At 50.0% G+C, this 24,991-nt stretch carries 16 protein-coding genes; 4 read left to right on the top strand and 12 right to left on the bottom strand.

What is annotated here, in order from left to right; translation table 11 throughout:
* Positions 1-49 precede the first annotated feature (49 nt).
* Complete coding sequence (gene pepF, locus WDY75_RS19500; protein ID WP_063479214.1) at positions 50-1,849, bottom strand: oligoendopeptidase F; 1,800 nt, start codon at positions 1,847-1,849, stop codon at positions 50-52.
* Between the two features lie 552 nt (positions 1,850-2,401).
* Here pepF and WDY75_RS19505 point away from each other — a divergent pair.
* The 4 genes from WDY75_RS19505 to WDY75_RS19520 all read left to right on the top strand — a co-directional run bounded on the left by WDY75_RS19505 (position 2,402) and on the right by WDY75_RS19520 (position 6,765).
* Entirely contained in the window at positions 2,402-4,360 is a 1,959-nt protein-coding gene (locus tag WDY75_RS19505; RefSeq protein WP_063479213.1) for an endonuclease MutS2, read from the top strand.
* 159 nt (positions 4,361-4,519) lie between these two features.
* Positions 4,520-5,038 (top strand): GNAT family N-acetyltransferase, encoded by a 519-nt coding sequence (locus WDY75_RS19510; RefSeq protein ID WP_006209578.1) that lies wholly within the window; start codon positions 4,520-4,522, stop codon positions 5,036-5,038.
* 124 nt (positions 5,039-5,162) lie between these two features.
* Complete coding sequence (locus WDY75_RS19515; RefSeq protein WP_063479212.1) at positions 5,163-6,026, top strand: class I SAM-dependent methyltransferase; 864 nt, start codon at positions 5,163-5,165, stop codon at positions 6,024-6,026.
* A 4-nt stretch (positions 6,027-6,030) separates the two neighbouring features.
* Positions 6,031-6,765 carry an RluA family pseudouridine synthase gene (locus tag WDY75_RS19520; protein ID WP_006209575.1) on the top strand — a complete coding sequence of 245 codons (735 nt, stop codon included), beginning with the start codon at positions 6,031-6,033 and terminating at the stop codon, positions 6,763-6,765.
* Between the two features lie 245 nt (positions 6,766-7,010).
* On the opposite strand, the gene WDY75_RS19525 is transcribed toward WDY75_RS19520, so the two are convergent.
* The 11 genes from WDY75_RS19525 to WDY75_RS19575 all read right to left on the bottom strand — a co-directional run bounded on the left by WDY75_RS19525 (position 7,011) and on the right by WDY75_RS19575 (position 24,976).
* On the bottom strand, positions 7,011-7,442 hold the full coding sequence (locus tag WDY75_RS19525) for a MarR family winged helix-turn-helix transcriptional regulator (RefSeq protein WP_006209574.1): 432 nt from the start codon (positions 7,440-7,442) through the stop codon (positions 7,011-7,013).
* A 388-nt stretch (positions 7,443-7,830) separates the two neighbouring features.
* Positions 7,831-10,290: a DNA gyrase subunit A gene (gene gyrA, locus WDY75_RS19530; protein ID WP_006209573.1), complete on the bottom strand. Its 2,460-nt coding sequence runs from the start codon at positions 10,288-10,290 to the stop codon at positions 7,831-7,833.
* Between the two features lie 11 nt (positions 10,291-10,301).
* On the bottom strand, positions 10,302-12,281 hold the full coding sequence (parE, locus tag WDY75_RS19535; RefSeq protein ID WP_006209572.1) for a DNA topoisomerase IV subunit B: 1,980 nt from the start codon (positions 12,279-12,281) through the stop codon (positions 10,302-10,304).
* A 109-nt stretch (positions 12,282-12,390) separates the two neighbouring features.
* On the bottom strand, positions 12,391-13,380 hold the full coding sequence (locus tag WDY75_RS19540) for an ABC transporter permease (RefSeq protein ID WP_063479211.1): 990 nt from the start codon (positions 13,378-13,380) through the stop codon (positions 12,391-12,393).
* The gene (locus WDY75_RS19545; RefSeq protein ID WP_006209570.1) at positions 13,373-14,341 is read right to left on the bottom strand and encodes an ABC transporter ATP-binding protein; all 969 of its coding nucleotides are present in this window, start codon (positions 14,339-14,341) and stop codon (positions 13,373-13,375) included. The genes WDY75_RS19540 and WDY75_RS19545 overlap by 8 nt, the downstream gene beginning before the upstream one ends.
* 34 nt (positions 14,342-14,375) lie before the next feature.
* Positions 14,376-15,227, bottom strand: a complete 852-nt coding sequence (locus WDY75_RS19550) for a GDSL-type esterase/lipase family protein (RefSeq protein ID WP_036636958.1) — start codon at positions 15,225-15,227, stop codon at positions 14,376-14,378.
* Positions 15,228-15,374: 147 nt separating this feature from the next.
* On the bottom strand, positions 15,375-16,166 hold the full coding sequence (locus tag WDY75_RS19555; RefSeq protein ID WP_063479210.1) for a CAP domain-containing protein: 792 nt from the start codon (positions 16,164-16,166) through the stop codon (positions 15,375-15,377).
* A gap of 359 nt (positions 16,167-16,525) precedes the next feature.
* On the bottom strand, positions 16,526-16,987 hold the full coding sequence (locus WDY75_RS19560; protein WP_006209567.1) for a GNAT family N-acetyltransferase: 462 nt from the start codon (positions 16,985-16,987) through the stop codon (positions 16,526-16,528).
* A gap of 141 nt (positions 16,988-17,128) precedes the next feature.
* Positions 17,129-18,994, bottom strand: a complete 1,866-nt coding sequence (locus WDY75_RS19565) for an ABC transporter ATP-binding protein (RefSeq protein WP_063479209.1) — start codon at positions 18,992-18,994, stop codon at positions 17,129-17,131.
* Positions 18,991-20,769, bottom strand: coding sequence for an ABC transporter ATP-binding protein (locus WDY75_RS19570; RefSeq protein WP_036636952.1), 1,779 nt, complete (start codon positions 20,767-20,769; stop codon positions 18,991-18,993). Before WDY75_RS19570 ends, WDY75_RS19565 begins: the two co-directional genes overlap by 4 nt.
* 547 nt (positions 20,770-21,316) lie before the next feature.
* A complete protein-coding gene (locus tag WDY75_RS19575; protein WP_063479208.1) occupies positions 21,317-24,976 on the bottom strand; it encodes a dynamin family protein in 3,660 nt (1,219 codons plus the stop codon).
* Positions 24,977-24,991: the final 15 nt, after the last annotated feature.

Here is a 24,991-nt window from a genome sequence, read left to right on the forward strand (position 1 = left end):
GCCAATGCAGGCTGTGGACCACCCTTTTGTTCAATGAGCGAATATCGCTCTACTCGTATAAGGATTCCAGCTCGTCTACCAGAGTTCCTACATAAGCTACCGCTTTGGAAATCGGCTCGGACGTGGACATGTCCACACCTGCCATCGCCATCAATTCCAGCGGGCTCTTGCTGCCTCCGGCTTTGAGAACCTGAAGCCAGCGGTCTACGGCCGGCTGCCCTTCCTCACGAATCAGCTGCGCTGCCGCTGTTGAAGCAGTTAATCCCGCTGCATACGTATACGGATAAAGCCCCATGTAATAATGCGGTTGTCGCATCCAGGTAAGTTTTGCGCCTTCATCCAGCTCCACTGCGTCTCCCCAGAAGTCCGAGAGCACCGCACCCTTAAGCTCAGACAGCTTATCTGCCGTAATCGGCTCATCCGCCATCGCATGACGGTATACCCTTCTCTGCATCTCCGCTTCGAGAAGATGTGTCACATAATTATGATAGTACGTGCTCAGCAGTTGAAGAATGATCCACCGGCGCATCCGCTTATCCTCGGATTGACTGAGCAAGTGATCCGCCAGCAGCAGCTCGTTCATCGTTGAAGGTGCTTCGATGAAATACATCGAAGGACGGGCATTCGTGATGCTCTGATTATGGGCAGCCAGCATCAAATGACCTGCATGCCCAACCTCATGCGCCAGCGTAAAGGCATTTCGCATATTGTCCGCCCATGCCATCAGAATATAGGAATGCACACCGTAAACGGAGGAACAGAAGGCACCCGTGGATTTACCGATATTGTCGGCGTAATCCACCCAGCGCTTGGTGAACGTTGACTCAACGATCTCACCGTATTCCGGCCCAAGAACCGACAGCGCTTGAGAGATGGTCGAGCAAGCCTCTTCATAGGTTACGCTTGGATTAAAATCCGGATCCATCGGTGCTTTCAGATCGCAGAACAGCATTTGATCCAGTCCCAGCACACGCTTCTTCAGCTTCATGAGCCTCCGCATATGAGGAGCAAGCTCCGTCAGGATGGTATCATGAATATTGTTGTACATTTCCATTGTCACTTGCTGCGGCTTCAACAGCATATCTGTTACGGAATCGTATCCGCGAAGGCGAGAAAGCACTACTTGTTTCTTCACTTCCGTGGCGTAGGCTTCAGCAAATGTATGACGAGAGCCGTGCAATGATTTCGAAAATGAAGCAAAGGCTTCACGGCGAAGCTGTGCATCCTCGGACATCTCATAAGAATTCTCGTATAAACGGAACGAGACCGGCTTCGTATCTTCGTTCACTTGGATATCATCAAAAGTCATATCCGACAGCTTGCTGCGCAGGTATATGCGGTAAGGCGAACCGAGCACCTCTCCGAGTGATGCGAGCACGCTTTCCGTCTCAGGGCTCAGGCGGTGCGGCTTGGATTCCAGTAGCAGATTCAAGCTTCGGGCGTAAGGGGCGAGCCCTTGGTTGTTTGTTATGTATTGATCGATAATCCCTTCTTCAAGATCCAGCAGCTCCGATTCAATGAATGTCAGGGAGGACTGGATGCGGGATAACACATCACCGGTTTTCGCCGAATTTGCCAAATTAAGCGGGTTGGTTCCATCTTCGGATTGTCGAAGTCTGGCATATGCCCCGACTTTGCTGATGCTCTCCATCAAAACTTCCTGTTCGTTCAGGCATTCCAGAAGAACAGAGGCACCTTCACCTAGCTTGCCTTTAAATCTTGTCAATTCAGCGGCCTGCGATTCAAGCGCTTTTAAACCCGCTTCAAATTCGTCTTGCGAGACAAATAAATCATCCAGATTCCAGGTAGCTTCAATCGGAACCTCACTACGTGTCAGCATTTTTCCCATGGAAACAGCTCCTCATGTCTTATAATCTCATGACCACATATTCCTCACTAAATATTAGTAAAAGAATAACAATTCCATCATATCACAGTTTATTTCTGGAGCGTATCCGATTTTCTATCTTGACTTCTGGACCTGTTTATGGATATAGTTATCCCATACTCTGATCTAAAGGAGAGATTTTGATGTCGGTGGTCGTTCTTAACTAACCAAATTTCATATGGGTCGAAATGGAAAATTATGGACATTCCCTGCTTAGGGCTATGTTTATTTTTTGATGGTTATTCATTTCGTCCGTTGAATTAGTTAAGAACTGCGGATATCAATTGAAGCCCCTTTGGGTTTATTCCGATATGATATGGTGATCCGTGCTGAGTTCAGCGCGGATTTTTTGGGTCTCCCCTCTGCTACATCAGGGGTTATTTGGAGCTATCCCATCACACCGTACCCATCAGAATAACGGCCTATGGGCGGAAAGTGAACCTTAGTAGTTCACTTTCCGCCCTTTTTTGCGTTGCATGACACTCATTTCCAGAAAAAGGAGAACCGAAAACCATGAATCCATTTGCATTAAACAAATTAGAATATGAGAATATTCGCACCGATCTCGAACGCTTTGCCGTTTCATACCTGGGTATCGAGTATATACGGAAAATGGCGCCGCTCACCCAAATGAAAGCCATCCGCCATAAATTGAATGAAACCGAGGAAGCAAGAATTCTGCTCCATACCGGAGCGAGCGTACCCATTCCATCACTGGAAGGAGTCGAGATGATTTTAGATCTGCTCGGCACAGGATATGTGCTGTCTGAACGAGATTTCGGGAATATGGTCCAGTATCTGAGAAGCTGCCGGCAGCTCATTCAATATATGAATGCCAAGAGCGGCATCGCACCGACGATAAGCTCCTACGCCTCCTCCATGCATGAGCTGCGGCCGCTGCTGTCCGAAATTGAACGCAGCATTCACGGTGGCCGCGTCGTGGACCAGGCCAGCAAAGATCTGGCTAAAATCCGCAAGAAAATAATCGTAACCGAGGAACGGATCAAGCGGAAGCTCGACAGCCTTCTGAGCCGTTATAAAGCGATCATGCAGGAGAGTGTCATCAGCAAGCGAGGAGGACGTTATGTGCTGCCTATCAAGAAGGAGCATCGCAAACTCGTGAACGGATCGATTCTGGACGAATCGGCAAGCGGGCAGACGGTATTCATTGAACCATCTGACCTGCAGGGACTCCAAGTGGAGTTGAACCTTCTTCATTCGGACGAGGCACGGGAAGAAACCAAGGTTCTGAGTGATTTGACCGCACTCACCGAGCAGTATCAATTCGAACTGAGAACCAACGCGGATACGGTCGGGATCTATGACTACATTATCGCAAGGGGCAAATATGCCATTTCCATAGGCGGACGCAATGTCCATTTGAACCAGGAAGGGTTTATCCACCTGAAATCGGCCGTTCACCCGCTGATCGGCTCTTCCATGGTGCCGCTGGACTTCACCATTGGGAACCGTTACAAAACACTGATCATCACAGGTCCTAATACGGGCGGTAAAACCTCGGCGATCAAGACGGTTGGACTCATTACGGTGATGGTTCAATCCGGTCTGCTGGTACCTGTAGCGGAAGACAGCCACTGTGCCGTCTTTGACGAGGTTTCCGTGGATATCGGAGATGGGCAGAGCCTGGAGCATGCCCTCAGCACCTTCTCTGCACACATTCGCAACATCCGCGACATTTTGCAGACGGCTGGCCGCTCAACGCTCGTGCTGCTGGATGAAATGGCATCCGGGACGGACCCGGGAGAAGGTGTAGGCTTATCCATTGCCATCCTGGAGGAACTGCATAAACGTCAGGCTACCGTTGTGGTTACCACCCATTTTACCGAAATCAAAAATTTTGCGGAACGTACGCCAGGCTTTGAGAACGCACGAATGGAATTCGATGCCGAGACGCTGGAGCCGCTCTATCGCCTCCGGATCGGGGAAGCCGGCCACAGCTATGCCTTTGTCATCGCAGCCAAGCTGGGCATTCCTGAAGCCATTATCGCCAGATCACGCGAAATCACGGAAGCGGGAATTTCCAGCGGCTATACAGCCGTTGTACATCGAGAAAGCAGGGATCCCGTAGGCTTGGAGGAATCGAGCTCACCGGAACTCCCTGTCCTTCCCCCAGTCAAGCCGAACGAGTTAACGGACGTCAAGGCGAGTGAGGACGAAGCCTCCTCTTCCTCTCCCTTCCATCTCGGAGATCGAGTCTATGTACCTTATTTGAAACGAAGCGGTACCGTGTATGAAACTATAGATGCAAGGGGTAATGTAGGCGTCTTGATACAGAAGGACAGAATGAGGATTAACCATAAACGCCTGAAGCCTTACATTGCAGCAGAGGATCTGTATCCGGACGATTATGATCTTGACATCGTATTTGAGAGTAAAGAGAATCGGAAGAAACGCAGCATAATGAAACGCAAACACATTGAAGGACTTGAGATTGAAAAGAAGCCCGAGTGACTCGCACTTTGTTATGGCCAACCAGCCATCAGAAGCATACCCCGAACCACGCATCGTGCGCACAGGGAGCCGTGCGCACGATGTTCAAAATTTTAGAGTCGGTGTCGCATCGGATCATCGGAAACGATAACCCATTTTATGTTTTAAGGAGAGATATCTATGAACATTCGGACTGAAACTGGAGCAGATTACGAGAAGGTACACACCCTTCTCACCCGTGCTTTTCCGGGACAGGAAGAAGCCATTCTGGTACAACGGCTGCGTGCCGATAATTCCTTTCAGCAGGAGCTGTCCATCGTTGCGGAAGAAAACGGGAAGATTACGGGGCACATTATGTTTAGCCAGGCCGCGCTTTGGGAGGGAGGTCATGCCCATTCTGTCGCCGCACTGGCGCCGCTGGCTGTGCTTCCGGAATTTCAACGTCAAGGAATTGGCGGCAAACTCATCGAAGAAGGTAAACGGCGGTGTCGGTCGCTTGGCTATCCCCTTGTCTTTCTGTTCGGCCATCCGTCGTACTATCCTAGGTACGGTTTTGTACAGGCCAGGAACTACGGGATGGAGATGACCCAGTTTACCGTTTCGGACGAAGTTTTCATGGTTGCTGAGCTTCAGGAAGGGGCACTCCACAGCCTGCATGGAGAGTTCCGGTTCCATCCAGCATTTGAAGAACTGGGCTAAGCTCTACTCCAAAGACCACATCATGCGAATCGGTTAGAGCGATCCGCCTAATCCTTGGTGGCATTCATCTTCAAATATGTTGTACAATATAGTCTAAATGACTATTTGAAGGATGGTTTTCAACATGTATGTAGCTCAGGATTGGCAAGATTACGAGGTTATCGATACCGGGGGCGGGGAAAAGCTCGAGCGCTGGGGAGATGTCATTCTCAGACGCCCGGACCCGCAGATTATATGGCCGATTGAGCAAGAAGACGGAGAATGGCGCAGTGTTCACGGACACTATCACCGCAGTTCGTCCGGCGGCGGTCAGTGGGATATGAAAAAGCAGCTGCCGGATCGGTGGACCATCTCGTACGACCAATTGAAATTTCATATTCGACCCACCAATTTTAAACATACTGGTCTGTTCCCGGAGCAGGCTGCCAACTGGCGCTGGATGATGGACAAGATCGCAGCGGCAGGTCGGCCGATAAGCGTACTGAACCTGTTCGCTTACACCGGAGGTGCTACGGTTGCTGCAGCGTCTGCAGGCGCACAGGTGGTTCATGTCGATGCTGCAAAAGGCATGGTCCAATGGGCTAAGGAGAATGCTGCATTATCTGGCCTTGCCGATCGCCCTATCCGTTATATTACGGATGATGTGTTTAAATTCGTACAGCGGGAAGAGCGTCGGGGGAATAAATACGATGCGATTATTATGGACCCTCCTTCCTATGGCCGCGGACCTAGCGGGGAAACGTGGAAGCTTGAACAGAGTTTGTACCCGTTCCTGGAAAGCTGCATGAACATCGTATCCGATAATCCGCTGTTTATGCTGATTAACTCCTATACGACCGGCATTTCCCCTACGGTATTGAACAACATGCTGACCATGACCATGAAACCGAAGTACGGCGGTACGATCAGTGCAGGCGAGATCGGATTACCGATCACTCGAACCGGCATGAACCTGCCTTGCGGCATCCTGGGTCGATGGGAGTCCTAAATCGATGAGCAGACGGGAATCCGCAGTGTACCCGGTCGTACCGATTCTGTTCGAGGATAATCATGTGTTAGGCGTGGCTAAACCGGTGAATGTCCCTTCTCAGGAGGATGCTACCGGAGATCCCGACATGCTGACCATACTAAAGCAGGACATCAAGGAGCGCTTTAATAAACCCGGCAACGTATTTTTGGGTCTGGTGCATCGACTTGACCGTCCCGTTGGAGGGGCAATGGTATTTGCCAAGACCTCCAAAGCCGCTTCCCGATTATCCGAAGCAGTTCGGAGCCGCAGCTTCCGCAAGCAATATGTAGCGGTCGTTCACGGCATTCCTTCGAAGCCTTCCGGCCGACTCGTGGATATGCTGTATAAGGATGCAAAGACCAATACCGTCCATGTGACTTCAGAAGGCACTGACGGGGCGAAGGAAGCCATTCTGGACTATACGGTGCTCCAAACCTCGGAAGGCTTCAGTCTTGTCCTGATCGAGCTACACACGGGCAGACCACATCAGATCCGTGTCCAGCTTAACCATGCGGGGCATCCATTGTTCGGGGATCAGAAATATGGCAGCAAGGTGAATAAAGCGGGTCAGCAAATTGCGTTATGGTCTGTGCTGGTTGGATTTCCTCACCCCGTTACCAAAGAGGACATTTCCATACACTCGATGCCGCCTCCCGTGTATCCCTGGACCTCATTCTCCCTGGATAAACTGGAGCTGGCATTACAAGCTTACCGATAAAATCACAAAAAAACGAAATCCTTCCTAATGGATTTCGTTTTTTTGTCTTACTTAACGATTATGGAAATGAAAGTAATATGTTATTCCTTTACATTGCTTACAGCATGCCGAAGAATAGGGCAACGTCTCTCCTTGCAAGCAAATACCGCATGAAATTTCCGGCACCAGGATGGTTTGCTAGGGCTAAACTTGGCTGGCCCCACGCGTGAGCTGCAAGGTGTAGTCTCGCTCAGGGGCTTTTCACTCTATGCTTCTACCAAAACTTCCTGTGGTGCTGTGTTGATTTTTCCTAACAGATAGACAAGCAGTTGTTGATTATGGGATGATATGCGGTTCAGAATTTGGGAAAGATACTCTTCCCTTACCTGCAGCCCCCGCGTATATTCCTCGCGACCTTTATAGGATATCGTAACCCACACGATCCGTCTGTCATGCACGTCCCGCTCTCGTTTGATCAATCCGTTCTTCTCCATCCGGTCCAGCAGCATCGTCACAGCAGCCGGACTTGTTGCCAAGTATGGAATGAAATCGGATGGTTTCATCCGCTTCTGCTCTGCAAGCACCTCCAGCACCATCAGTTGTGGCTCCGTCAATGTAGGTGCTAATCCGGCTTCCATATGGAGTTTATAATCCTTGGCCAGCTTGGACCACACTTTGGCAAATTCGGCAGTATGCATATTATCCCGTCCTTTCCGTTATGTCTGTCAAGATCGATCATCACAAGCGTGTTGTGGTCAAACTCGAAACGATAGAATTCCACCGAAGTCATGCTTTTCATATTAGTTTATAGGATTAACTTTTCGCGGGAGACCTCGCAATATCCTTCTTTTTTCGTTAAAAAATATAATTTCCAATCAAGCGACAAAACCTGATATCCCTTATATGACGGCGTATTTCAAGGTTCACTCAACTTCGACAATGCCAGACATATGTCAAATAGTATAAATGTAAAATGTCCCCTTTCGCAAACGCAGAATATAACAAAAGCACCTCGACAAAATATCATCGAAGGTGCTTATTGTCCATCTTACACTCTCAGGATTATGCTGATTAGATAATCTATGTTCAACTTTCTTTGCCTGTCTCCGTAATGGGCAGATTGACCAAATCCACAATCTGTCCTTTTTTGCCAACATCGGCAAGAAGCTTGCCAATCGATTTACGTTCTGCGATCGGAACCTGCTCCGTATGAATCGGATAGGCTTGTCCATCTTCGCTGTAAGCCATAATCTGCAGAGGTTCCCGGCAGTAGAATGCCCCGGCAATGGCACTGCCGTTAGGCTTCACCCGCTTGCCTTCCTTGAACTCAAACGTAGCCATCCCTTTGCCGCCACGGCTTTGAGCCTGGTAATCCAGCAGCAGACTGCGCTTGCCATAACCCAGATCGGTGATCGTCAGAATCTCACCCTCGTCGTTCTCCACCCATAAAGCTGCAACAACCTCGTCTCCGTCACGGAGCTGGATACCCCGAACCCCACCGGACACGCGTCCCATCGCATTGACTTCCTGTTCATTGAATCGGATGCTCATTCCTTCTTTGGAGATCAGCACAATATCTTTATGGCCATCACTCATGACAACCTGGATAATGCTGTCATCCGCTGCAACCTTGGCAGCAGCGACCGCACCAGCCCGCTTCGTGGCATAATCCTTGAGCTCGGTGCGCTTCACTTGGCCTTTGCGGCTTACAAATACCAGCGATTTGCCTGGATCTTCAAAGTTTGATACCGGTATGACGGATACGATGTTATCCTCTTTTGGCACTTGGATCACATTGACTATGGCGGTGCCGGCATCTTTCCATTTGTACTCCGGAATCTGGTGGACCGGCAGTAAGAAGTATTGCCCCCGGCTTGTAAAGATGAGCAAGTTCTCCAGTGTGTTGACTTCAAACAGACGGGTGATGTAATCGCCATCCTTCACGCCGGAGCTTCCCAGCTCACCGCCGCTGCGCGTAAAAGATAACATGCTGGTGCGCTTGATGTAACCTTCGTTCGACAACGTTACGAGCACATCTTCGGCATTAACCAGCACCTCAAGATTAACCTTGATCTCTTCCACTTCTTCCTGAATGACCGAACGCCGTTCGATGCCGTACTTCTCACGGATTTCGAGCAGTTCCTTGCGAATGACAGCAATCAGCTTTTTGTCGCTGTCCAGAATCGCACGCAAACCCTCGATTTTTTTCGTCAGCTCGTCCAGTTCTTTTTGCAGGGAATGAATTTCAAGGTTGGTAAGGCGGTATAATTGCAAAGTCAGAATGGAATCGGCCTGACGCTCCGTGAAACCGAACATCCATTGCAGGTTGTTCTGTGCATCCTGACGGTTTTTGGAGGCTTTAATCGCCGCAATAACCTCGTCCAGAATGTTGAGGGCCTTAACCAGACCTTCCAATACGTGCGCCCGGTCCTCCGCTTTCTCCAGCTCAAACTGCGTGCGATTGGTGACAACTTCACGCTGGTGCTCGATATAAGCAGTAAGCATCGCTTTGAGCCCCAACTGCTGAGGGGTTTTATTCACGATGGCAACCATATTGAAATTGTATGTGATCTGCAGATCGGTTTTCTTCAACAAATAAGCAAGAATTCCGTTTGCGTCAGCATCCTTCTTCAGCTCAACGACGATGCGCAGCCCTTCGCGGCCGCTCTCATCCCGCACCTCGGCAATGCCCTCGACTTTTTTCTCAAGCCGAATATTCTCCATGGCGGTGACAAGCCTCGATTTAACGACCTGATAAGGAATTTCCGTGATCACAATCTGCTGCTTGCCGCCGCGAAGCGATTCAATGTCCGTCTTCGACCGCAGATAGACGCGGCCTTTACCTGTGCGATAAGCATCCAGAATGCCTTCGCCGCCCATAATGATGCCGCTGGTCGGGAAATCCGGACCTTTGATAAAGGTCATAATTTCAGCCAGCTCAATCTCTGGCTTTTGCATGACGGCAATACAAGCATCAATCACTTCCCGCAAATTGTGAGGCGGAATTTCAGTGGCAAAGCCTGCGGAAATCCCGCTTGCCCCGTTAACGAGCAGGTTCGGATACCGTGAAGGCAGCACAACCGGCTCCTTGGCCGTATTATCAAAATTGTCCTTGAACAGCACGGTCCGCTTCTCGATATCCCGCAGCAGCTCCATCGCAATGGATGACAGCCTTGCTTCGGTATAACGCATCGCTGCAGCCGGATCATCATCCTGGGAACCCCAGTTTCCGTGACCGTCCACCAGCACATGCCCCATCTTCCAAGGCTGGGCCATACGGACCATGCCTTCATAGATCGATGAATCCCCGTGAGGGTGATAATTACCCATCACATCTCCGACCGTTTTCGCCGATTTACGATATGGTTTATCCGGTGTGTTACCCGAATCGTACATGGCGTACAGAATTCGCCGCTGAACGGGTTTCAGGCCGTCACGAACGTCCGGGATTGCCCGATCCTGAATAATATACTTGGAATACCTGCCGAATCGATCACCTACAACCTCTTCCAGATAAGCCGGTAAAAATTGCTCCGATAAACTCATTCATTCACCTTCTATTCCTCAAACTCCGCGAAGTTTACATTTTCTACAATCCAGCGCTTGCGAGGGTCCACCTTATCGCCCATCAGCGTTGACACGCGACGCTCCGCCTTGGCAGCGTCATCGATCTGCACCTGCAGCAAGGTCCGTGATTCCGGGTTCATCGTTGTTTCCCACAGTTGTTCCGGGTTCATCTCACCCAGCCCTTTATAACGCTGCAGCTCATAATTCTTGAATTCCTTCAGGTAATTAGCCAGCTGCCCTTCTGTCCAGGCATAACGAATCGTTTCCAGTTTCCCGGATTTGCTGGCGATTTTATATAATGGAGGCTGCGCAAGATAGACACGGCCTTCATCAATCAGCGGTTTCATGTACCTGTAGAAGAACGTGAGCAGCAGCACTTGAATGTGAGCGCCGTCCGTATCCGCATCGGTCATGATAATAATCTTCGAATAATTGCTGTCCCCAGCCGTAAATTCCGTGCCGATCCCCGCACCAATCGCAGAGACAATCGCACGATATTCATCATTCTTCAAGATATCGGCAAGCTTCGACTTCTCCGGATTCATCGGTTTCCCTTTAAGAGGCAGAATGGCCTGGATTTTCGAATCCCGTCCTTGCTTGGCAGAGCCTCCTGCGGAGTCCCCTTCCACAATAAACAATTCGGTTCTTGAAAAATCCTTCGATTGCGCTGGAGTCAGCTTGCCGCCAAGGTTCGAGCTTTCACTGCGTTTCTTGCCGCTGCGCATTTCATCGCGTGCTTTACGAGCCGCTTCCCGGGCTTTAGACGCCTGAATGGCTTTCTTCAGCAGCGTCTGGGCAACCTGAGGATTCTCTTCAAGGAAAATCTGCATCTTCTCGGTGACTATGCTGTCCACGGTGCTGCGGGCAGAGGCGCTTCCCAGCTGATCCTTCGTCTGACCGACGAATTCAACCTCAGCCATCTTGACGCTGATGACCGTCATCATGCCTTCGCGCAGATCGTTTCCTTCAAGATTCTTATCCTTCTCCTTCAGGAGATTGTTCTTGCGGGCATAATCATTCATCACGCGCGTATAAGCCGTCTTAAAACCCGTCTCATGTGTACCGCCGCCGCGGGTCGGGATAGAGTTTACGAATGAGGCCAGCGTCTCCGTATAACCGGCATTATATTGAAGGGCGATTTCGACCTCGATGTCATCCTTCTCCGCGTAGAAATGAATCACATCGTGCAGTACATCCTTGCCTTCATTCAAAAACTGTACGAACTGGCTTGCGCCGCCTTCATAGAAAAATTCTTCCCCATTTCCGCTTCGCTCATCTTTTAATACAATGCGAAGTCCTGAATTCAGGAAGGCGATTTCCTGCAAGCGCTCTGCAAGCGTGTCGTAATTCAAATGCGTGCCTGTAGTAAATACACGCGCATCCGGTTTAAACGTAATCTTCGTTCCCGTTTTGTTGGTGTTGCCGTGCACTTCAAGCCCGGTTACCGGTTCACCGACATGCTCTTTCCCTTTAGCATCCTGCCAGTATTCGAAGCGCTGGCGATGAACTTTACCTTCGCGGTAAATTTCAACTTCCAGCCATTCGGACAACGCATTCGTAACCGATGCGCCAACTCCGTGAAGACCGCCGGACTTCTTGTACCCAGAGCCTCCGAACTTACCCCCGGCATGCAAAATGGTAAATACAACTTGCGGGGTTGGTATGCCTGTCTTGTGCATTCCTGTTGGAATTCCGCGCCCATTATCGTATACCGTCGCGGAACCGTCCTTATGCAATGTAATTTCAATTCTCGAGCAGTACTTGGCCAAATGCTCGTCTACGGCGTTGTCCACGATTTCCCAAACCAGATGATGCAAGCCTGACGAGCTTGTGCTCCCTATGTACATGCCTGGCCGTTTGCGTACCGCAACAAGGCCTTCGAGCACTTGAATGTCGTCAGCATCGTATCCTGAACGGCTGTTACCGCCATTCTTTGATGACTCTGCAAACATATCGATCTGTTCGACCATTCATGCTCCTCCTTCAATTTCACGTATCGAGTGTATTTCTTCGTTCAATATTTTAGAAGAACGCTGTTCTCTAAAAAAATGCAAACAAATGTTTCATGCTTTGTCCATTTTAATTCAAGATATCCCTTCTCGTAAAGACACTGAATGAAACAATAACCGCACAAGCCGCCCAGAGGGCCAATACGATAAGGGAAAAATTCAATGTCATCCCTTCAATCGGCGGCAAATTGCCTGCCAAATAATTTGTCAAATTCAGGTTCACCATGAACAAATATTTCGCACTGCTCCAGGCCGAGGCCATATTGATCAATATATTGCCCGCAATCAGAGCCGCCATCATAATCACGATGCTGGCCGCCGTACTGCGCACCAGCACCGACACCATAAAAGCAAGCATACCTATACAGATGCCAACGAACCACACCAAACCGCCCTGCATCAGCAGGTACTTCCACTGGGGCACGGCATGAACTCCTGACATATCCACCTCAGAGCCAACGATCTGGAAGCCAGTGAATACCGGTATATCAAATCCCTTGTACCCGAAGGCAAGACCGGATATCAGATAAGCAATAATATAAGTGGACAATACAATCAGAGATGTAAACATGATCAGAGCGATCAGTTTGCTCAGCAGCACCTTCCAGCGCTTGACTGGCCTTGTAAGCAGCATCTTGATGGTTCCTGTCGTCCGTTCGCCGGATACAATATCCGATGCAATGGCCATAATGAGCAGCGGGATAAACAGGGATATCGCATTGTTCAGGAACTCCCGCGTGAATGTAACCCCGTTTGGTTGATTAGGATTCACATCATGCTGCAAATAATACTGCATTTGCTGAATAAAAATCAGACGATATCTTTTCCACTCATCCGGCACCCTGTCACTACTGAGTGAGTTCTCATTATCCGTTATCCGCTGCTGAAGCTCAAGCCGCCAGTCACTGTTGAACTTCTCCTGGCTCCGCTCCGCCGATTTCATCTGGGCATAGGTAAACATGGGAACAAGAGCAAGCAGAACAAGCAGGACAACATAGAAGCGCTTCCGTTTTATGATCTTAATGCACTCATTCTTGATCAGAGGCAAAAGACTACTCAATGCTCTCACCTTCCGTCATTTGCAGGAACAGCTGCTCCAGCGTAGGATTGATCCGGTGAACTTCCCGGACCTGTACACCCCCGGACACCAAGCGTTCCACTGCCCTTGACGTATTATCCGAGCTGATTCGGGTCACAACAGCTTCCGGCGACATGCCTGCCAGCAGATTATCGTCAAGCACTTCCTCCGGATGATTAACGATCTCACAATAATCCAGTTTTTGCAAAATCCTCTTACCTTGCACTGCCGGATTAAGATCCCAGATCACATGATCACTATTGCCTGCAATCAATTCGTCAACCTCACCGACCGCCAGCACTCTTCCACTGCTGATGATCGCCACACGGCTGCACAGAAGCTGAATCTCGCTCAGTAGATGACTCGATACAAACACCGCCAGCCCTTCCGCGGCTAATTGGTGGATGAACTGCCGCATCTCTTTGATCCCCTTCGGATCAAGACCGTTGGTAGGCTCATCAAGAATAAGCAGTTTGGGCCTGCCAAGCAGTGCCTGTGCAATCCCCAGGCGCTGCCTCATCCCCAGGGAATACGTGCTCACCTTGTCGTGAATCCTTCGGTCCAGCCTCACGGTGTTTACAACTTCCTCAATCCGGTGCTGATCGATGCCGGGCTGCATCCGTGCAAAATGCTCGAGATTTTCCCATCCCGTCATGTAGGAATACATTTCAGGATTCTCTACAATGGAACCAATATAACGCAGCGCCTGTTCCTGCTGACGGTTGACGTCATACCCGCATACCCTGATCATACCAGATGACGGCTTAATCAAATCTACCAGCATGCGGATTGTGGTTGTCTTTCCAGCCCCGTTAGGACCGAGGAATCCAAAAATTTCTCCTGCACGGACGTCAAAGGAGACATCATGTATAATCCATTTTCGACCGATTTTCTTTTTTACATGCTGGACGGATAGTACGATTTCTTGCGCTTGTTCATTCATCGATTCCAACTCCCCATATGACATGTCTCTGTGACTAGAGCATTCCCTGCACAATTCGATCCGCTATAGCCTGATATCCTGCACCATTCGGATGAAAGTGATCCGACGACAGATATTCGCCTAGCTTGTGCTGGAACAGATCAAATGTCGGGACCAACGTCATATTGGGATCCCTGTTCACGATTTCCATGGCCGCTTGATTCCATGCAGAAACAACGATATTGCCGGGTATCAGCAATTCTTCCAAATCGGAAAAGGGATGATACAAACCGACATAGACAATTCTTGCCTCCGGGTTGATCAAACGTATCTTTTCCAAAATCGCCTGCAAACGTTCGGAAGCCATTGGCAATGCCCCCATTAACTTCGCAGGATCAAGCTCCAGCTCATCGGGGCTGGTCGCCTCCTCCATTAAATCGCTCCCCTGAAAAATATCATTGCCGCCGATGGAGAGCATGATGACGTTTGCTTGCTTCAACGCGTACTGTATTCCTTTATCGTCCAGCTTCGGCAGGAGCCCCTCGGTTGTCATTCCGTTGATAGCCAGATTAGCCAGAAGTTTGGCTGTTCGCCCGTCACCGTTCATCTGATCGACGCTTCGACGTACAAACCCGCTTCCGGAGTTGTCACCTGTTCCTTTGGCAAGCGAATCTCCGATGGCTGTTACCTTCAGATCTTTCGGCAGTGCAGGAAGGGATGGCCCTTGATCTGGTTTCGCCGGTGCTGCCTCTTCGTCGGATATCTCTGGTTCGCCGCCGGATAACAAAGGCTCGCCTTGCGGATTATTAATATCCTTGAAAGCATACACAAAACCCAGAATGAGTACAATCGTTACAATAACCGACACGGAGGCAGTAATACGCCATATCCATGCAGATGATTTCATGACATTCCCCCTACAAAATTCCTCATTACATTACCTTAAGACTTCTATAAAAAATTTGCAAATCGCAACACGCAAATAAGACTGCCCCGGACGCAGTCTGACGACGTGCTCGGGGCAGTCCTGATTCATATAAATGATATTAATTGCTTATTGGCTAATGAATTCTTGAACCCAGTATCCGTTGTAGTATCCTACACCGATCATGGTGAAATTCGGAGAAAGGATATTCTCACGGTGTCCTTGGCTGTTCATCCAGGAGTTCATCACTTCTTGTGGTGTGCGCTGTCCCTTGGCAATATTCTCTCCAGCATAGCCGAAGGAAATACCGTAAGCTTTCATCATATCAAATGGCGAGCCATGCGTCGGGGACGTGTGGCTGAAGTAATTGTTGTCACTCATGTCTTTTGCTTTATCAACGGCTACCGTAGTCAGTTTTGCATGTACGGTCAGCGGCTTCAGACCTGCATTTGCACGTTCTTTATTCACCAACGTCACAACCTCGGAAGCAAAATTGGATTGCTCCGTGGTACCTGTCGACTCGGAAGGCTTGGACGGTGTAGTAGATGGATTGCTTGTTTCCGGTTTGCTAGCCTCTGGTGTGCTCGTTTCCGGTTTGCTTGTTTCTGGTTTGCTTGCTTCTGGTTTGCTTGCTTCTGGCTTGCTTGTCTCTGGCTTGCTTGTCTCTGGCTTGCTTGCTTCTGGAGTTTCAGCAGCTGGCTTGTCTGTCTGAGGTTTTTCCGTTTGCGGCTTCTGAACTACGCATTTGAATTGTGATTCATAACCTTGGCTCTCTAGAAATTTTTGAATCTTTTGCTGCCAGTTTAAATAATTATTGCTCTCAGCAGGTGCGGCAGACGCCGTAGTTGGAAGCATAATGCCAACAGCCAGTACAGCAGCAATACTTCCACCCGCGATTTTCTTTATCCACTGGTTATTCATGAATACTCATCTCCCTATGCTCGTAGTTGTAGAGTTTGCCTGACCGTCCATTCTTTGGTGTGAACTTCTTAGGTGTAGGACGATCAAACAATAGTTACATTTTTGTAATCAGGTACGAACACATTGTAACACATTTGATACCTTCAGCAATCCTACAATTGTTGGAAAAGAAGCCTTTGATTCCTACTTCCTATTAATCCGCTTTTGTCACACTCAAGTCCTGGTTCCTGATTGAATCCTGTGTCTTATGAACGAAACTATTAATATGATCTTATATCGGATACATGCCGCAAGAGTTTAAGTCACCAAACAAGAAAAAACCCATCCCGGGGAGGGATGGGTTTAATGAAAAGACGAGGTTACAGTTTTTTGCTAAACTGGTATCCAGCCTTTTCAAATCCAATATGTTCATAAAATGCATGTGCGGGAGCAAGTTCTTCCCGGTTGCCGCTTGTGAGAAACAAGAGGTGGCTACCATGCTGTCTTCCCCATGTCTCTGCACCGCGTATTAGTCGTTTGCCAATTCCTTGGCCGCGGCAGCTTGAGGTTACAATAACCGAAGTGATTTGAGTGACCGGTTCGGTCATAGTGAAGGATTTGACTTGACGAAGCATGATCATACCAACAACAACGCCATTAACCTCTGCAATCAGATTGCCGTATAACGGATTGTCGTTCATCGCTTCCATCCGTTCGCGCATAACATTAAGCGTGGTCGGATAATTAAGTTCTCGCATCAAGGATGTGACAGCTTCCAAATCATTCTTCTCAAAGTTTCGAATCAGCAGTGCAGGCGCAGATAATACGCTTTCGATGCTCATTATACCCTCATGCTTCCCTTCTTCTATGAATTCTGAGTAAACTCTATATCTATTTTGTAAGTTTATGAAGAAGATTGCAAGTATCAAGCGACATTTTTTTTACATTTGTGTCGGTTTTGTTAAACCTTTGTTAAGCCGTTTTTACAAAAATCGGTATTGAGCTTCAATCAACCCATGGTAAGTCCCCTGCTTCTGCATAAGCTGGCTGTGATTTCCTTCTTCAATGATCTCGCCATGGTCAAGCACAACGATATGATCGGCATGCCGAATTGTTGATAAACGATGCGCCACAATGAAGGAGGTTCTGCCCTGAAGCAGCACTTTCAAGGCTCCCTGAATTTTCAGTTCCGTCTCGGTATCGATACTGGCTGTTGCTTCATCGAGAATCAGGATCCGCGGATCGGCAAGCAGTGCTCTGGCAAAGGACAGCAGCTGCCGCTGACCCATGGACAGCATGTTTCCGCGTTCTTCAACCTCGGTTTCATATCCGCCAGGCATCTGAACGATAAATTCATGAGCGCCGACAGCCTTGGCGACTTCCTCAATCTCTTCGTTCGTGGCATCCAGACGACCAAAGCGGATATTCTCCCGAATGGTTCCCGAGAATATAAACGTATCCTGCAGCACGATACCAATCTGGTTTCGAAGGCTTTCAACCGTCACCGACTGAATATCATACCCGTCAATCGTCAGCTTGCCATCCGTTATATCATAGAAACGGCTAAGCAGATTGATGATGGTGCTCTTGCCCGATCCCGTATGGCCGACCAGTGCTATCGACTGACCTGCCTTCACATCGAGGTCGATGCCTTTAAGGGCCTGGCGTCCTTTTTCATACTCAAACACCACGTTCTCCAGCTTGATATCCCCTTTAATCGTGGGCAGTTTCTTTGCCCCGGGCTCATCATCAATGCTGGGCTTCTCGTCAATAAATTCAAAGATACGCTCAGAGGAGGCCATCGCCACAAGCAGCTGGTTGTACATTTGCCCAAGCCGATTGATCGGCTCCCAGAAGTTTCCTACATATTGAGTAAAGGCAATTAACAAACCAATGGTCAGCTCGCCTTGTTGAATCAAGGTCGCACCGAGCCAGAACAGGATCAATGAGCCGAAGCCACCGGTAATTTCGATGAGCGGCCCAAAGCCCTGGTTCATAGCAGATGCTCTATCCCAAGACTTCTTGCTGTCCATATTCATGTTATCAAAAAACTTCATATTCTCTTCTTCCTGCGTGTAGGCCTGGGTCACGCGGATACCCTGAATCGATTCATTCAAATGGGAGTTAATCCGCGAGTTCCGAATCCGTACATCCTGCCATGCACGCCGAATGCGTACACGGAGTTTGGTCGAGATGAAGAACATGATCGGTACGGTAACAATAACAGCTAGACCAAGCTTCCAGTTTATTAACAGAAGAATGACCACAATACCTACCAGCTGCACGCAGTCGATGATCAGATTGACAACCCCGTTAGTAAACAAATCCTGCAAGGAGTTAACATCATTCGTAACCCGGACCAGAACCGAACCAGCTGGGCGCTTGTCGAAAAAATTAAAGGACAGACGCTGAATGTGCCGGAACAGATCTGCTCGCAGGTCATAGATCACTCGCTGACCGATGATATTCGTAAACTTGATCCGGAATATCCCTGCAACCCATTGAATGATATACATCACCAGAACGGCTATCGTAATCTGATACAGCAGGGTTAGACTCGGGTTCCCGTTCTTGGGTTCGATAGCCCGGTCAATGGCCAAACTGGTTAAGAACGGAATGGCAAGCTTCGTTATGGTGCCGATGACCATCATCAGTCCGATCAACGGGAGAATCTGTTTGGCATAAGGTTTCATATACGAGATCAGCCGAGTCAGCTGTGTCCAGTTAAACGGTTTTTCAATCGCATCATCGTCCTTGTATACAAAACGCTCATTGGTTTCTTCCGAGTTTTTCTTCATCCTGGGAATCTTTTGCTTCTGATGCGGTTCAGTATTTACATTGGCGTTCATGCTTGCACCTGCCCTTGCGTACCGCCTGATTGAGCTTGCTTGGCGATAAGGTCCGCATATTGTATTTTATATACATCCTGATAAGGTCCTGGCACTGCAATCAAATCGTTATGCTTGCCGCGCTGCACAACACTTCCCTCATCCAGAACGAGTATTTCATCCGCATGGCGTAAAGAGGAAATCCGGTGAGCGATAATAAACGTCGTTCTGCCGTTCATGACTTCCTGGAAGCCGGATTGAATTTCGTGCTCGGTTTCCATATCCACTGCGCTGGTCGCATCATCCAGGATCAGAATTTTCGGATCCTTCAGCAGAGCCCGGGCTATTGCGATCCTCTGCTTCTGTCCACCGGAGAGTCCCATTCCCCGTTCGCCAACAATCGTATCGTAGCCGTCCTTCATCTCCATGATGAACTCATGAGCTTTGGCCAGCTTGGCTACCCGGATGATCTCTTCCATACTGACGTTTTTCATCCCGTAAGAAATATTGTTGCGAATACTGGATGAGAACAGGAATGTCTCCTGGAATACCGTGGCGATCTGACCCCGTAAACTTCGCACCTTGATATCATTAATGTTGACTCCGTCCAGTTTAATGCTGCCTTGATTTACATTGTAGGCATGCATCAAGAGCTGAATGATTGTCGATTTGCCAGAGCCCGTTCCGCCAAGCAAACCAATAACGGAGCCGGGACGCGCATCCAGATTAATATCTTTCACGGCAGCCATCTTATTGCCATAAGCGAAGGTGACGTTATCAAATACGACGTGTCCCTTCACTTCGCTTGGCACCAGGTCTACCGCACGCTCGCGGTCTTCCACATCAATCGGCTGATTCAGCAGCTCCAGCACACGTTCTCCGGAAGCCTTGGACTGCGTATAGTTGTTAATGTGGAAGCCAATTCCCCATAAAGGGCCGATTATGTACCAGATCAAGGTGAAGAATGCTGCCAGCTCCCCCACGGTCATGGAGCCTTTGATAACCATGCCACCGCCGACTGCAAGCAGAATGACGACACTGATATTCGCAAACAGCTCCATCATCGGGAAGTAGCGTGCCCATAGTGAAGAGGCAAATATCTGGTTGGTTTTGTAGCGCTCATTCCGTTCGGAGAACTTCTCCACTTCGTGAGGTTCGCGTGCAAAGGATTTAACGGTTCGAACGCCCGTAATATTCTCCTGAACCGCGGTTGTCAGCGAGCTCAGCGCAAGACGCATTTCCTGGAACGCCGGATGGATCCTGGATTCGAACTTCAGGGCTGCCACAACCAGGAATGGCATCGCTACCAAAGTAACCAGCGTTAATTGCCAGCTGATGGTAAACATCATGATGGAACCAAAGGTCACCATCAATACTAAGTTAAGAAGCTGGGCAAAGCCGAACCCGATAAACATCCGGATTGCTTCCAGATCCCCCGTAAGCCGCGACATCAAATCCCCGGTCCGAGCCGTGTCATAATAGCGAAATGATAGAAATTGCAGTTTTTCATAGCAGGCGTTTCGCAGCGAGTATGCCAGGTAATTACCCAGCCTCCCTCCAAAGAATCCATGCAAAAACTGCATGAAGGCTTTAAGGATGACCACACCCAGCACTGTAAGTGCGAGCTGCGGTACGATCCCGTAATTCTCCAGCTTGATTGCATCGTCGATCAGCACTTTCAACAGCTGCGGATAGACGAGTCCCAATGCGGTTGCAATCGCCAGACACAGCATGGAAAGAAAAAGATAACTTCGTTTTTCCCAAAAGAAGCCCTGCAGTTGCCTGAGAACATTCATGTTTATCCTCCTTTGGATTATTTTCGTTCAGGTTATGTAGCATTTATGAAGTTTATCATCGACCCGAACCCGCGGCAAAGAGGGAAAACCGTCATAAATGAGCCAAAAGGACCTAAAGGCGGCAAATAGTATAACTTATCTTTGTTTCATGATTAAATCATCGGGAATTCTCATAAATACTAGGGGATATAATCACATTGTCAGTCCCTACAACCATCAGGCTTCATCCACTCTTTTCGACTTTTTTGAACATGCTTACAAAAGGGTAAAATCCTAACCTGCTTTCATCCTAGTGACGAACGCTGGAACGGATAAAAAGACGCGATCCCATCCCCTTGACATGCCTCTGCTAATCTTGGAAATCTAATTTAATTAGGACAAAAGACGCCCCGCCAAGATGGCATACGGGACGTCTTTTTAGAGAAAACATGTAAATTTGGGGTTCGCAACAGACAGAGATCCGCGAAAGAGCACAACGGCTATTCTTGTGGGACTTTTATTGAACCGGAAGAATTGCTATGCACTCTTAGTCAGACGATTAACCTGATCAGGTCCGCTCATGCTGCACAGTCGCGGACAATGCATCCAATTCGTCAGCCAGTTTTCTCCACATCATCGGGGATTGACCATCCTGCAGGGAACTGATGATGGCAGCCATGGATTCATTAAGCTGCTCCTCCAATACCGATACCTGATGCTTCAATGAAAGGGCGCCCATCTGTACATAGTGATCCGTTAGCTGTTCTTCACGCATGGCGACTACATCCGCTATCGCTTCCTTTACCTTCGGTTCGGCTGCTTCACGAAGTTTGGAGCTGCCGCTGCCTTCAAAGAAATGCTTCGGGTTCTTAAACAGCGACCAGTAGGATAACCAATCTCCTTGAATTTGGAGCTCCGTTTCTCCAAGTGCCGGCGCTTCCCAGTCCGATTCCCGCCGAATCCCAAGCGACAAGCCCTCGGCCATGCCATTCATATCGGCTGCTGCCTTGGCAGCCGCACCTTCGGTTAATGTGCGGCCGGCCTGCTCCAGACGAAGCGTTGTCGCCCACAATTCCTGATCCAGCTCAATGGACAGTGTCCGCATCAGATCACGGCCGCAGGCCGCAAATGCCGCTTTCAGATGGCCTGCGTCTTCCCGAAGTACGGAAGGGTTAAAGGATTCCTGGAAAAAACGATTCATCGCGTAGTCCAGCCGCTGCCGTACATGAAAGAGCAGCTCGCTGCTTTCTTGCGATATTTCCCGGGTTATGTTGTGCTCAGCCAACGCGGCCAGGGTAGATAAAGCTTGCACATGAGCCTCTTTGAGCTCAGTGATTTTACGCTCGCGCGTGGTTTCATCCTGGGCAGCCATATCCGCCCAAGCGCTGATGCGATTCCGCACCGAGGTTATCTCGTCATAACCCGCACGTTGTGACAGCCTTGGCAGCTCTTCCACAGCGAATCGGCTGATCGCTTGTTCAAAGACAGGGAAACCTGACTCCGCCAAGGTGTCTTCATCCTCATCCTGCTTGCTGCTCAGTGCAGCCAAACTGGACACGGGGAATATATGCGGGCTGCCCACTCCGCTTGCGGTGAGGTTGCTGCGAACATGTTTCACAACCTCCTCCAGCTCCTCTTCGGATTGTGCAAGATCAGCCGCATTGACGATAAAAAACATCTTATCCAAGGCAAAACTGTCTTTCACCCGACCAAGCTGGGACAGAAATTGTCTGTCCGCTTTCGAGAAGGCATGGTTGTAATAGGTGACATAGACAATGGCATCCGCATTCTTTATATAATTGAACGTTACACCGGTATGACGGGCATGCAGGGAATCGGCTCCGGGCGTATCCACCAGTACGATCCCTTGCTCCGTCAGCGGGCAGCTGTAATACAAGTCAATCCCTTCGACAAAACAGGACTTGGTTTCATCTGCTACATAGCCGCGGTATTCGGCCAGTTCTACTGTTTCCGTGGTACCCAGTTTCGTCTCCATCTCATTCCAGCCGGAGGCGGCTGCCTTCAGGAATCCGTAATGCGGCAGTCCTGCCGGATGAATGCCGCCTGGGGTTAGTCCCTCCGCTACGCTCCGCCAATTCCCCGGATTCGGCTCTTCCAATCCCAATACGCTGAACGAATACAACAGATCGTCCCACCACATGTCGCGGCTCTTCATCCGCACGGCTGCAGTACCATGGGCATTCCCCTCAGCCGGTGCAACAATCCGGTTCACCGCCGCCGTTGTCGGATGCGGTGACACCGGCAGGACCGACTCGCCAAGCAGGGCGTTGGCGAAGGAGGACTTCCCGGCGCTGAACGCTCCGAACAGCGCCAGGGTGAACGAGCCGCCCGCAAGCGCATCCGCGCGGGCGGTTAAATCCCGCGCGGCCGATGCCAGCGCGGGATGCGGCGCCAGCAGCGCGGCGGCAGCGCGCAGCTCTGCTGCCGCGGCCTCCAGCCGCTGGCGCCGCTGCGGGGCCGCCGCCTGCGCAGCGGCGCGGCGGGGCGCTGTGCGCCCGTGCCCCGGCTGCGCCGCTGGGGCACCAGCCCGGGCAGCCGCTTGTGCGGGCTGCCCTTCCGGCTCCCTCACCTCCGGCAGGAGGCCGGGGGTGAGGGAGGTCCGCGGCGGGAGCAGCTGCGCCAGCTCGGCCGCACGGGCGGCTTCCGCCTGCTGCAGGGCCGCGTAGCCGGCGGAAGCCGCGGACTGCGCCAGGAGCTCCGCGCCCTGGCGCTCCAGCTCCAGCAGACGGACGGCTGAAGCGTCCGTCAACACCGCCATGAGCCGGTCGGCAAGCGCCAGTACGGCTCGGCGATAGCTGCCCTTGATTTCCTCGGCCAGCTCCCGGTTGTAGTTCAGCACATATTCACCGGACACCGTTGCCTCCGGGTTCACCGTGCGTGTAATCATATCTTCCTGAACCGTCGGGAGTTCAGCATCCATCAAACTCTCCCAATTCGCGCTCCATTCGGTATGCTGCTCCACGCTTTTACGGAACAAGGTCCGCAAATGCCAGTCAATCTGAGCGGTTGTCTGTTCCTTCAACCGATGATGGAAAGCCTCCAGACGGCGGCGACGCTCCTCCTCCGTCTTCCCTCCTGAAAACAGAAAACCAACCTTGAAGCCGCTCTTGCGGCTTTCCAAAAAGGACAAACTTAAATCGCGGACATCCGCCGGAGTCAGATTAGCATTCGCCAGAAGAGTATCCGCTTCTTTGCGGAGTTTGCTGCGAACGACTTCCGGAAGGAGCTCCTCGGCAAGCTTTTGATCCTCCAGCTCCTGTAAGCGCGCCTTCAGCGCAGCAGCCGCTTTTTCGCCGCCCATCTCCTCAAGCAGCCGCTCCTTCTCCTCCTGATGACTGCGCGTATAGGCCTCCACATGCTGATCGGCAGCATGCCGAATAGAGCAGGATACACTATATTGTAACAAGGGCTCCCTATGGGATATCAGTTCACCGATTAAAGACTTCAGCGTTTCCCATTGATTGTAGGGATGATCCTGGACTTTAAGAGATGTGCACAATAACCCCTTATATGTGATTTTCCACTGAGCGAAGGCTTTTTTTACGTCATTCAGATAAGAAGCCAGTGTAAGCTCATCATCACGATGCTTATCGATCTGATTCACGATCAGGTAAAGCGGCTTCCCCCAATCCGACAAACTCTTCGCAAACATCAGATTACTCTCAGACTGCACATGATTGTAATCCATCACATAGAAGACGATATCCGCCATATGCAGGGCTGAATGCGTGGCAAGCCGATGTCCGTCATCCGTTGAGTCCACTCCCGGGGTATCCATCAACACGCCAGCTTCGCCAAGCAGCGGCACATCATCCCATACTTCAATCGCGGAATACTCCCTGCCTTCCTTGCAATATTCAGCCAGTTCGTCAATCGTGACTGTTAAAGGTTCACCCGAATCCGCAGCAGATCGATGGATCAGCGCCCGCGGTTCACCGCTGCGGATCGTGACCACGTTCGCACTTGTCGGTACCGGACCCGACGGCAGTACCTTCTTGCCGCATAGTGCATTAATCATGCTTGACTTCCCTGCAGAAAAATGTCCGCAAAAAGCAAGCGTAAGCTCACCGCCTGTACCCTTGCGTATTAAATCCTCAGCCAAGGTGTAGGAGGATTCATCATTCCACTCCAGGAATCGGTCACGAACCTGGGCCAGTTCCGAAACGTTATATCCAATCTCATGTTCAGCAATCAACTTCAATGTCATTTCTCGCTCCTGTCC

Source organism: Paenibacillus glucanolyticus, assembly GCF_037333485.1.
In the GTDB taxonomy this organism is placed as follows: Bacteria; Bacillota; Bacilli; order Paenibacillales; family Paenibacillaceae; genus Paenibacillus_AQ; species Paenibacillus_AQ glucanolyticus.

Coding starts and splice junctions, on each gene's coding strand:
- WDY75_RS19575 (WP_063479208.1), bottom strand. CDS start 24,976: ATGACATTGAAGTTGATTGCTGAACATGAGATTGGATATAACGTTTCG.
- WDY75_RS19515 (WP_063479212.1), top strand. CDS start 5,163: ATGTATGTAGCTCAGGATTGGCAAGATTACGAGGTTATCGATACCGGG.
- WDY75_RS19555 (WP_063479210.1), bottom strand. CDS start 16,166: ATGAATAACCAGTGGATAAAGAAAATCGCGGGTGGAAGTATTGCTGCT.
- gyrA (WP_006209573.1), bottom strand. CDS start 10,290: ATGAGTTTATCGGAGCAATTTTTACCGGCTTATCTGGAAGAGGTTGTA.
- WDY75_RS19550 (WP_036636958.1), bottom strand. CDS start 15,227: ATGAAATCATCTGCATGGATATGGCGTATTACTGCCTCCGTGTCGGTT.
- WDY75_RS19560 (WP_006209567.1), bottom strand. CDS start 16,987: ATGAGCATCGAAAGCGTATTATCTGCGCCTGCACTGCTGATTCGAAAC.
- pepF (WP_063479214.1), bottom strand. CDS start 1,849: ATGGGAAAAATGCTGACACGTAGTGAGGTTCCGATTGAAGCTACCTGG.
- WDY75_RS19510 (WP_006209578.1), top strand. CDS start 4,520: ATGAACATTCGGACTGAAACTGGAGCAGATTACGAGAAGGTACACACC.
- WDY75_RS19525 (WP_006209574.1), bottom strand. CDS start 7,442: ATGCATACTGCCGAATTTGCCAAAGTGTGGTCCAAGCTGGCCAAGGAT.
- WDY75_RS19565 (WP_063479209.1), bottom strand. CDS start 18,994: ATGAACGCCAATGTAAATACTGAACCGCATCAGAAGCAAAAGATTCCC.
- WDY75_RS19570 (WP_036636952.1), bottom strand. CDS start 20,769: ATGAATGTTCTCAGGCAACTGCAGGGCTTCTTTTGGGAAAAACGAAGT.
- WDY75_RS19520 (WP_006209575.1), top strand. CDS start 6,031: ATGAGCAGACGGGAATCCGCAGTGTACCCGGTCGTACCGATTCTGTTC.
- WDY75_RS19505 (WP_063479213.1), top strand. CDS start 2,402: ATGAATCCATTTGCATTAAACAAATTAGAATATGAGAATATTCGCACC.
- WDY75_RS19545 (WP_006209570.1), bottom strand. CDS start 14,341: ATGAATGAACAAGCGCAAGAAATCGTACTATCCGTCCAGCATGTAAAA.
- parE (WP_006209572.1), bottom strand. CDS start 12,281: ATGGTCGAACAGATCGATATGTTTGCAGAGTCATCAAAGAATGGCGGT.